8 protein-coding genes and 9 tRNA genes are annotated in these 10,093 nt (G+C 47.9%); 2 read left to right on the forward strand and 15 right to left on the reverse strand.

What is annotated here, in order from left to right; genetic code table 11:
- Nucleotides 1–65: 65 nt before the first annotated feature.
- From menC to AC1RRX_RS09635, 6 genes are all read right to left on the reverse strand, one after another.
- The gene (menC, locus tag AC1RRX_RS09610; protein ID WP_007408844.1) at nucleotides 66–1,181 is read right to left on the reverse strand and encodes an o-succinylbenzoate synthase; all 1,116 of its coding nucleotides are present in this window, start codon (nucleotides 1,179–1,181) and stop codon (nucleotides 66–68) included.
- The gene (locus AC1RRX_RS09615) at nucleotides 1,178–2,641 is read right to left on the reverse strand and encodes an o-succinylbenzoate--CoA ligase (RefSeq protein WP_064107386.1); all 1,464 of its coding nucleotides are present in this window, start codon (nucleotides 2,639–2,641) and stop codon (nucleotides 1,178–1,180) included. Before AC1RRX_RS09615 ends, menC begins: the two co-directional genes overlap by 4 nt.
- An 87-nt stretch (nucleotides 2,642–2,728) precedes the next feature.
- Nucleotides 2,729–3,547: a 1,4-dihydroxy-2-naphthoyl-CoA synthase gene (gene menB, locus AC1RRX_RS09620; RefSeq protein WP_015418063.1), complete on the reverse strand. Its 819-nt coding sequence runs from the start codon at nucleotides 3,545–3,547 to the stop codon at nucleotides 2,729–2,731.
- A gap of 58 nt (nucleotides 3,548–3,605) precedes the next feature.
- Entirely contained in the window at nucleotides 3,606–4,430 is an 825-nt protein-coding gene (gene menH / locus AC1RRX_RS09625; RefSeq protein WP_064107387.1) for a 2-succinyl-6-hydroxy-2,4-cyclohexadiene-1-carboxylate synthase, read from the reverse strand.
- Nucleotides 4,418–6,154, reverse strand: coding sequence for a 2-succinyl-5-enolpyruvyl-6-hydroxy-3-cyclohexene-1-carboxylic-acid synthase (gene menD, locus AC1RRX_RS09630; RefSeq protein ID WP_144464244.1), 1,737 nt, complete (start codon nucleotides 6,152–6,154; stop codon nucleotides 4,418–4,420). The genes menH and menD overlap by 13 nt, the downstream gene beginning before the upstream one ends.
- Nucleotides 6,151–7,566: an isochorismate synthase gene (locus AC1RRX_RS09635; protein WP_060673707.1), complete on the reverse strand. Its 1,416-nt coding sequence runs from the start codon at nucleotides 7,564–7,566 to the stop codon at nucleotides 6,151–6,153. The genes menD and AC1RRX_RS09635 overlap by 4 nt, the downstream gene beginning before the upstream one ends.
- Nucleotides 7,567–7,848: 282 nt before the next feature.
- On the opposite strand from AC1RRX_RS09635, the gene AC1RRX_RS09640 reads away from it, so the two are divergent.
- On the forward strand, nucleotides 7,849–8,568 hold the full coding sequence (locus AC1RRX_RS09640) for a TraR/DksA C4-type zinc finger protein (RefSeq protein WP_015418067.1): 720 nt from the start codon (nucleotides 7,849–7,851) through the stop codon (nucleotides 8,566–8,568).
- 156 nt (nucleotides 8,569–8,724) lie between these two features.
- Nucleotides 8,725–9,195 (forward strand): TspO/MBR family protein, encoded by a 471-nt coding sequence (locus AC1RRX_RS09645; RefSeq protein ID WP_020956249.1) that lies wholly within the window; start codon nucleotides 8,725–8,727, stop codon nucleotides 9,193–9,195.
- Between the two features lie 35 nt (nucleotides 9,196–9,230).
- On the opposite strand, the gene AC1RRX_RS09650 is transcribed toward AC1RRX_RS09645, so the two are convergent.
- From AC1RRX_RS09650 to AC1RRX_RS09690, 9 genes are all read right to left on the reverse strand, one after another.
- Nucleotides 9,231–9,302: transfer RNA gene (locus tag AC1RRX_RS09650), tRNA-Glu, on the reverse strand.
- Between the two features lie 3 nt (nucleotides 9,303–9,305).
- Nucleotides 9,306–9,396 (reverse strand) — tRNA-Ser (locus AC1RRX_RS09655).
- Nucleotides 9,397–9,399: 3 nt separating this feature from the next.
- A tRNA-Asn gene (locus tag AC1RRX_RS09660) sits at nucleotides 9,400–9,474 on the reverse strand.
- 10 nt (nucleotides 9,475–9,484) lie between these two features.
- Nucleotides 9,485–9,561 (reverse strand) — tRNA-Ile (locus AC1RRX_RS09665).
- 15 nt (nucleotides 9,562–9,576) lie between these two features.
- A tRNA-Gly gene (locus AC1RRX_RS09670) sits at nucleotides 9,577–9,650 on the reverse strand.
- A gap of 8 nt (nucleotides 9,651–9,658) precedes the next feature.
- Nucleotides 9,659–9,734 (reverse strand) — tRNA-His (locus AC1RRX_RS09675).
- A gap of 20 nt (nucleotides 9,735–9,754) precedes the next feature.
- A tRNA-Phe gene (locus AC1RRX_RS09680) sits at nucleotides 9,755–9,830 on the reverse strand.
- Nucleotides 9,831–9,840: 10 nt separating this feature from the next.
- Nucleotides 9,841–9,917, reverse strand: a tRNA-Asp gene (locus AC1RRX_RS09685).
- A gap of 6 nt (nucleotides 9,918–9,923) precedes the next feature.
- Nucleotides 9,924–10,000, reverse strand: a tRNA-Met gene (locus AC1RRX_RS09690).
- Between the last annotated feature and the right edge of the window lie 93 nt (nucleotides 10,001–10,093).

Below are 10,093 nucleotides of genomic sequence, written 5' to 3' on the forward strand. Positions count from 1 at the left end.
GATGATGAACAGTTTCAATATAACAGCAGCATACAGGCAGCTCAACTCGCTGAAATGTCTTTTTATCAATTGTTTGTCGTAAAAACGTCCATTTGGGTGACGTATTTTCTCATTATTTCCTGATTGACTTCAACACCCAGTCCGGGGCCGTCCGGAACAGAGATGAATCCCTCTTCGATACGTATGTCAGGAGTGACAATATCCTCCTCCCAGTATCGGTCTGATGAGGAAATATCACCCGGTATCGTAAATTGCGGCAGCGAAGCAAGCGCGACTGTCTGCGCTCTCGAAATGCCGGTTTCAAACATTCCGCCGCACCAAACCGGCATGTGATGCTCTCTGCATAAGTCATGTATTTTTAAAGCCTCTGTCAGGCCTCCTACACGCGCCGGTTTTATGTTAATGATTTTACAGCTCCCAAGCTCAATCGCCCGCCTCGCGTCATCATATGAGCATATGCTTTCATCAAGGCATACTGCGGTTCTCAAGTGTTTCTGCAGGTGGCGGTGATCGACAATATCATCTGCCTGAAGCGGCTGTTCTATCATCATGAGCTGGAATTCATCCAACTCTTTCAGCCTGCTGATGTCTTTCAGTTCATATGCCGAGTTGGCATCCGCCATCAGCGGTACGTTCGGAAAACGGCTGCGGATGGATCTGACCAGATCAACGTCATGGCCGGGCTGAATTTTTATTTTTATACGTTGATAACCTTCTTTTACGTATTGCTCAATTTCCCGAAGCATCTCATCAGCCGAAGCCAGACCCACCGCCACGCCGGCGGGCACTTTATCTCTTTTGCCCCCTAAGGCTTCTGCGAGAGATATCCCCTTTTTCTTGGCATATAGATCCCACACGGCTGATTCAAGCCCCGCTTTTGCCATGCGGTTTCCTTTGAAACGCGCGAGACTGTCAGGAACTTCTGACGGATGGAAAAACTCGCGGCCTACGACATTTGGGATGAAAAAATCTCTCAGCATATGCGCGCATGTCTGAATCGTTTCTTCTGTATACCACGGAGAAGAAAACGCCGATACCTCCCCCCAGCCGGTTCTCCCGGTTTCATCGATCGCTTCCACGATCAAAAATTTACGATCCTGCAGCGTTTCAATACTTGTTTTAAACGGTTTTTTCAGCCTCATACTTACATGATAAAGGGTGATTTTTTCAATCTTAATCATGACAATTCTCCTTTACGAAGCTCATTCAGCCGATGCCTCATCAGTTTATTGGACGCGTTCCGCGGGAGTCCGTCAACCTCGAAAAAAGCAGCCGGTATTTTATATTTTGCAAGCCGCTCACGGCAAAAGGCGGTCAGCTCCTCAGAACTGACAGAAGAAGTCAGCACGAGAAAAGCATGCGGCACTTTCCCCCACTTCGGATCTTCGGCTCCCGAAACACCGGCCTCCGCTACAGCCGGATGGGCAAGCAGCGCCGCTTCCACTTCTGCCGGGTAGATGTTCTCTCCGCCTGAAATAATGAGGTCCGACCGCCTGTCCAGCACGTATAAAAACCCTTCATCATCCAAATATCCAAGATCGCCCGTTTTAAACCATCCATTATGAAAAGCGGCCTGGTTTGCGTCGTCACGATGATAATACCCTTTCATTACATTCGGGCCTTTCACCGTAATTTCACCGTGTTCAAACGGCGCACAAGGATTTCCGTCTTTTTCAATTCTAATTTCGCATGAAAACAGCGGTTTACCGGCCGAGCCGAGCTTGTCCATACTGAATTCCGGAGAAAGCGTGACAATCTGTGAGCAGGTTTCAGTCAAGCCGTAAGATTGAAATACCGGAAATTGTTTCCTGCGGCATTCTTCAAGGAGCGGCAGTGGTGCCGGACCCCCGCCAAGCAAAATGCAGCGCAGTGATTCAGGACATTGTTCAGTTTCCGCAAGCAGGCCCGAAAGCATGGTCTGCACCGCTGAAATGATCGTGACCTGATGGGAGCTGATGCTGTCCAGCACATCAGTGACAGAAAATTTTTGATGAAGCACGACAGGCATGCCGTAAATGACCGACTTAAACAGCGCAGACAGACCGCTGATATGAAACAGCGGCAGCGCAATAAGCCAGCGGTCCCGCTCCGTGACCCCCAGATTCAGCGCAGACGATACAGCGCTGGAATAATGATTACCGAAAGTCTGCTGCACCCCCTTCGGCCTTCCCGTTGTTCCTGACGTATACATAAGAGTCGCCGTATCATCAAGCGTTACATGAGCTTCAGGTTCAATGTCTCCCGCCTCTTCAGCCTGCAGCTCGTCCACGTCTGCGGCGGCGACCGCAGATTCATATTCTTCACGGCAAAAACCGTCCTCCGTCAATAAAAGCTTAGCCTGTGAATCTTTGAGCTGAAACATCCGTTCCTGTTTTGAGAGCTTCGTATTCAACAGCACAGCTTCCGCCCCTAATAAGAAACAGGCGTGAACGGCATAAACCATTTCTGGTCTGTTAGAAAGCAAAATCGCGGCCCGGTCTCCTTTTTTAAGCGAGCAGTATTTGGACAGCCGCGCGGCCATTTGTTTAGAAGCATGATATAATTCTCTGAATGTCATCTGCTTGTTTTCAAATATGAGAGCGATTCTCTCTGGTGTCAGCTGAGCCCTTTGAATGAGCCAATTCGGCTGTTCTGTCAGCATGTTATCATCTCCGAGGTAAAAGTACTGTTTTTGAAAAGAAAACAGCTTGGACCAGAGCGGCTCAAGCTGTTTCGTAGTGTCATCTGATCACGGAAAACGAGGGAATTGACCGAAATCGGGACTGCGTTTCTCTTTAAAGGAATCGCGGCCTTCTTTCGCTTCGTCAGTCGTGTAATAAAGAAGCGTTGCATCTCCTGCAAATTGCTGAATTCCGGCGAGGCCGTCTGTATCAGCGTTAAATGCCGCTTTAAGGAAACGAAGGGCTGTAGGGCTTTTCTCAAGCATTTCTTCACACCATTTAATTGTTTCCTCTTCAAGTTTCTCTAATGGGACAACTGTATTGACAAGCCCCATGTCGAGCGCTTCCTGCGCGTTGTATTGACGGCACAAGTACCAGATTTCACGGGCTTTCTTATGTCCGACGATACGCGCCAGGTAACCTGAGCCGTAACCTGCATCAAAGCTTCCCACTTTCGGTCCGGTTTGGCCGAAAATCGCGTTATCGGCCGCAATCGTTAAATCACAGACGACATGAAGCACATGGCCTCCGCCGATGGCATAGCCTGATACCATCGCTACGACCGGTTTAGGAATAACACGGATCAAACGCTGAAGATCAAGCACATTCAGACGCGGGATCTGATCGTCTCCGACATATCCGCCGTGACCACGGACTTTTTGGTCTCCGCCTGAACAGAATGCTTTATCTCCCGCTCCCGCAAGAACGATGACACCAATATTGGAGTCATCACGCGCACGAGCAAACGCGTCAATCATTTCTGATACCGTCTTAGGAGTAAATGCGTTATGTACCTCCGGGCGGTTAATTGTTATTTTTGCAATACCGTTATACGTCTCGTACAGGATTTCATCGTACTGACGTTCACTTTTCCATTCTGCAGCCATTGATATGACCTCCTTCATTTTTGCCTGAGTCCGGCCGAAAAGCTATTTTCTTTATGCTTTATAAGCCGTATAAAAACTCACTTACTATCTTACCAAAAATTCGCGGCTGTTCCACATGTACCGTGTGCCCCGCCTTTTTGACAACCTCTATTTTACTTGATGGGAGCAGGTTATGCACCTTTTGATTAATAACGCAAAACTTTTCATCCCATTCTCCGCATATGAGCAGAACGGGCGCTTTGATGCGGTGTAATGCCTCCCACCAGGAAGGCTGTGAGCCCGTCCCCATTCCGAGCAGGCTGCCTGCAAGTCCGGACGGATTATTTTTCAGCCTGCCGGCACGGATGGACGCCTTTATGCTGTCCGGCAGAGAAAGCTGCGTGGCAAACAACGGAATGCCCTCCCAATAATCGACAAACGATGTTATACCTTCCTGCAATATAAAGTCAGCAAGCTTCCGGTCTGACTGAATCCGCTTTTTGCGTTCCTGAAGCGTGCTGAGGCCCGGAGTTGTACTTTCCAAGACAAGCGCTGACACCCGATGCGGAAATGCCTGTGCAAAGGAATACGCAAGTCTTCCCCCCATAGAATAACCAATAAGTTTCACTTTGTGAAGTTTTAATTGGTCAAAAACGGCGGCAAGGTCCGCAACCTGCCGGCTCGCACTGTACCTTGCCGCTTGCACAGGCGCGTCTGTCTCCCCGTGGCCCAGGCAGTCAATCATCACCATTCGTTCGCCGGGAAACATGCCGCGTAAAAACATCCATGATTCTTTGCTGCCCGTAAATCCATGCAGACAAACAATAGTTTCAGATGATTCGTGTCCGCTATCAGCAGCACGATAGCATACGCCGTCGGCCGTTTTAACTGTTACAGTTTCCATTCTTTTTTCACTTCCCGCACTGCGGCCTGCAGCAGATCGCGATGGAATTGAACTCTTGATGTCCGATCTGTTTTCAGCTCGATTATATGAAGTCCGGGCTTGTCCGCCTGCGGCTGATACGCATCCTTAAATGCTTCCCATGTCTCAGGGCAAGTATACGTCCCGCCGTACAGTGCGGCGGCATGCCGGAAATCAAGGCCCGTCGGCGTACCGAACAGTTCTTCAAAATGAGTCTTATCAGATGCCTGCGGCAAAAACGAGAAAATCCCGCCGCCATCATTGTTTATTAAAATAACCGTAAGCGGAATTCCAAGTTTTTTAGCCGCTAACAGCCCGTTTAAATCATGGTAAAACGATAAATCTCCAATGACAAGCGTGACAGGAGCTTTTGTACCTTCACACAGTCCCATAGCCGAGGAGACAACTCCGTCAATTCCGTTAGCGCCGCGGTTGGCATAAACACGGAAGGAACGATCTTGTTTTTCAAAGAACGTATCCACGTCGCGAATCGGCATGCTGTTGCCGACAAAAATCGAACTGCCTTCAGGGACAAGGTACTGAAGCTGACGATATACATTTCCTTCAAATGATAAATCATCCATGCTCGCGTCCTGTAAATGACTCCGGAAACGCTCATTGACAAACTGCCATTTCTCAAGCCATCCGGACGGCCGCTTTCCGGTTTCAGCTGAACGGACCGCTTCCAAAAACACCGACGGATGGCAATGAATCATATGCGCGCCGGCCTGGGTGGGATCTCTCCATCCTCCGTCTTCATCGACGATAAACTGCTCAATGGCAGGATCATCTCTGAGCCATAAAAAGAGCGGTTTGGAAACCGGCATCGGACCGAAGCGGATCACAGCGTCCGGACGCAGCGCCTCTTTTATTTCTTCATCTTTTAAAAACGAGTCATAAGCATCAATAATCAGCGTCTTATCATGCTCCCCGTTTCGGAGGTTTGAAAGCGGATCAGCCAAAATCGGGAACTGAAGCATCTCGGCAAGCGCGATGATTTGCTGCTTTTCTGCTTCACCGTGAATTTCGCCGCAGACGATCATACCTCTTTCGGTCCCCGCAAGACGCTCTGTAATATGACAGAGAGAATCTTGATCAGCTGACTGAATCCCTGTTGTGACTGAGACGTGCCGCCCCTTTCTCATTCTATCAAAAGGTCCGGCTGATAAATCCGGCATCAAAGGCTCTCTGAGCGGCACATTGATATGGACTGGCCCCATCGGGCGCTTCCCGGCTTCACTTACGGCTCTGCCGGCCAATGTTCTGATATAGCTCAGCATTTGAGGATTTTCCTCAGGCAGAGCCGAGTCTGTGAAAAACTTAACAAAGTTACCGAACAGAAAATGCTGGTTAATCGCCTGAGGCGCCCCCACTTCCCTCAATTCATGAGGCCGGTCAGCAGTCAGGACAATAAGAGGCACTCTTGAATAATGAGCTTCAATCACGGCCGGATAGAAGTTAGCCGCCGCCGTTCCTGACGTACAAATCAGCATGACCGGACGCTGGCGGGCTTTTGCAAGACCGAGTGCGAAAAAACCTGCGGATCGTTCATCAATCTGTATATGGACTTGAATATCCGGGTGGGCCGCCACCAAAACCGCCAAGGGAGTTGACCTCGACCCCGGGCAAACAACTGCGTCGGTGACACCCGATAAAGCGAATTCATCAATAAAGCTTCCGATATAATGTGTAATCGGGTTTGTCAAAGCCTTTCACCTCCTAAAGCAGAGATCATCGGCTTTAGTTTAATTTGTGTTTCTTCATATTCTGATTGCGGATCTGAATCTTCAACAATGCCGCAGCCTGCGAAAAGCCGCGCACTTTTGCCTTCAATCAGCCCTGATCGGATAGCCACGACAAATTCTCCGTTTTCCCTGCCGTCCATCCAGCCGATCGGGGCCGCGTACCATCCGCGTGTCATCGGTTCAATATCAGCGATAACTTCAACAGCTTTCTGCTGGGGAGCTCCGCCCAATGCCGGTGTGGGATGCAGCTTTTCAATTAAATCAAACAGGGAAGCGGACGTTTTAAGATGGCCTGTGATCGGTGTATATAGATGCTGAACACTTTTTGTTTTATATAATTGCGGACCTGCAGGCTTTTTCACATCGCTGCAGCTCGACAAGAAAGAATCGTGTATCATCTGAACCACAAAATCATGTTCCGCGAGATTTTTTTCGTCATGCAGCAGCTCTTTGCCGAGACGGTCATCTTCTTGTTGACTTTCTCCGCGCTTAATAGAACCTGCCAGGCAGGTAGACATGACGTCTTTGCCGGATTTTTTGATCAGCCGTTCCGGTGAAGCGCCGACAAAGCATTTATCTCCCTGCTCAACCGCAAAAACATAGCTTGTCGTTTGGTCCGTCAAAAGCTTGCGGACAACGCTCTCCGCCGGAATAGGCCCATCATATGACAAAACGACTTCCCTTGCCAGCACGACTTTATCATATTGATTTGCTTTCATATCATTTGTTGCTGTTTTAATGGCTTCAAGCCAGTTTTCCACATCAAGTTCTTCCGCTTTTGTTAAAACAGGATATTCTTCATACTCGATTGAAGAAACTGAAAAAGCTTCCGAAAAAGATTTCAGACGTTTCAGCGTATCTTCTGCCTGATTACCGTCTGCCGCCCATTGATTGACGGTTAAATAATCACCATCTGCCGTCTTTGTCAGCATGAGTGAGGGGATAAAGAACAGTCCTTCTTCGAACCCGTTCCATTCGTCTCCTCTCTCTTCAGCGGGATTAAATGAAAAACCGCCGAATAAGACAGGGCCGACCGCGGTATGCGCCGCCTCTTCTTCTTCATGAATATGAAAAGCCGTCTTTTTAAAGCGCTCCCATTGTTCAAAAACGTCGTGATAACGCTTTCCATTTTTTTCATTCGATTGGAACAGCGCTTCTGTGCCAAGACCGACTATTGTTAATTCGCTACCGGGTTCTGACCAAAAAAATCGTTTGCCTTTATATTTTTTTGCTCCGTCTTTGAAAAATGATAGAGGGTCTAAAGACGCAATACGTCTTGAATAGCTCAATAAGACAGCATGGTTGACTTGTTTGGCTTTATGTAATGCATGATCTGCTTCCTCTCGGAACGTATGCTGCACCGTTGTCACCATGAGACATTCCTCCATAATCCGTTAAATGCTTTTAATACAATACACCTGTGATGACTTTGTGTCAAACACACAGATTTGAGCACGACAAAATGCCTGCATTTCTTATTATAAACCTTTTTGCGCAAATGAATAAAGAAACAAACTTGAATTTTCTTTCCCCACTCTCGGCAATCACTGTATTCTTTTACTTCCTCATGGGAAAATGACTATTTTTATCCACCATTTTTCTGCGCAAAAGCGTTCATACTAACAGTAAGCATCACATAGAAACGAGGGATTGATGTGCTTACAAACGAACAGATCACACACTTAAAAAAAGAATTGGAAGAAGCCAGACATGATATTTTGAGCCGCTTTAAAGAAAATGATCAATTTCAGTTAGCTGATGAATTCCCGTATCAGTCATCCGGCGAATTGTCTTCCTATGACAATCATCCCGGCGATCAGGCGACCGAATTATACGAGCGGGAAAAAGACCTGGCTCTGCTCGACCATGAACGAGAGCACCTTCGCGATATTGATTACTCTCTGAAGCAAATTGAAAACGGCACATACGGCACATGTGAAGTCAGCGGCAAGGACATTCCTTATGACAGACTCGAAGCTCTGCCGACGGCTACGACATTGGCGGAATATTCCTCGCAGGATGCCGTTTCCAAAGACAGGCCGATTGAAGAGGAAACACCGTTCGGACAGTTTGAATTTGATGATGATGAATCAATCCGGGCGGCTTACGATAGTGAAGATGCTTATCAGGATGTTGAGGAATACGGAAACTCAGAAACGCCTCAGGATTTAGAAGATCCTCCGCTCAGCTATGGGGATATGACAATGAACTCAGAAGAAAACATCGGCTATGCTGAGGATTATGAAAACTTTATCGCGACAGATATTACTGGAAAAAACATTTCCGTGTATCCAAGCAAAGCACACGAAAAATATGAACAGGAACTGGACGAAGAAGGAATTATGACGACCTTTGGCGATCTTCATGCTGATTAAAACCCCGGCCTGCCGGGGTTTTTGAATACAAATAAATGGTTTGCTGCATTTTCACACTGAAAACTCATACACTTAATGATGCATAAACCTTTTAAAAGGTTTAATCTTTCCAAAAAAGGGAACTAACGTATTGACATTGAATGACGGAGGGAACAAATGAAAAAGAAGTATATCGGTGCGATTATTGTATTTATCATTACATATGTCTTGTTTTCTTTAGCGGGGGTTCTCTTTCCCATCGACCGGGAATGGTATGACGCGCTGCAAAAACCTGACTGGACGCCGAGCGGATCAGTGATCGGCATCATATGGGCGGTTTTGTTTGCGCTTATTTCGCTCTCAGCAGCCTTGATATACGCAAAGTTTTCATGTAAAGAATCCAAAGCTTTTTGGGTGATGCTTCTCATCAATTATATCGTGAATCAAGGATTCAGCTATTTTCAATTCACACAGAAAAATTTGCTTGCTGCATCTATCGATTGCCTGCTTGTGGCTGTGACAACACTCATTCTGTTGCTCATTGCCGGTAAATACAGTAAAGCTTCAGCCTGGCTTCTGGTTCCTTATTTATTATGGAGCGCTTTTGCCACATACTTGTCTTTTACCATTTACACTATGAACGCATAATAAAAAACCTTGCATAGTATGCAAGGTTTTTTTAATGACCCGTACGGGATTCGAACCCGTGTTACCGCCGTGAAAGGGCGGTGTCTTAACCGCTTGACCAACGGGCCTTATGGCGGAGAAGGAGGGATTTGAACCCTCGCGCCGCTTACACGACCTACACCCTTAGCAGGGGCGCCTCTTCAGCCACTTGAGTACTTCTCCGTATGGCTCCACAGGCAGGATTCGAACCTGCGACCGATCGGTTAACAGCCGATAGCTCTACCACTGAGCTACTGTGGAAAAATCATCATGGTGGGCCTGAGTGGACTCGAACCACCGACCTCACGCTTATCAGGCGTGCGCTCTAACCAGCTGAGCTACAGGCCCATGACAATATAAAAATGGAGCGGGTGATGGGAATCGAACCCACGACATCAGCTTGGAAGGCTGAGGTTTTACCACTAAACTACACCCGCATGTTGTTTGGGGCGATTGATGGGAATCGAACCCACGAGTGCCAGAGCCACAATCTGGTGCGTTAACCACTTCGCCACAACCGCCAAAACAATATTAAATTAAATGGTGGCTCGGGACGGAATCGAACCGCCGACACACGGATTTTCAGTCCGTTGCTCTACCAACTGAGCTACCGAGCCTTTTTATAAATGGCGGTCCGGACGGGACTCGAACCCGCGACCTCCTGCGTGACAGGCAGGCATTCTAACCAACTGAACTACCGGACCATTTTTTGGTTGCGGGGGCAGGATTTGAACCTGCGACCTTCGGGTTATGAGCCCGACGAGCTACCGAACTGCTCCACCCCGCGATGATAATTAAATTAGATATGGCGGAGGAAGAGGGATTCGAACCCCCGCGGGCTTTGACACCCCTGTCGGTTTTCAAGACCGATCCCTTCAGC

This window comes from Bacillus sp. GW821-FHT11D08 (genome assembly GCF_058808515.1).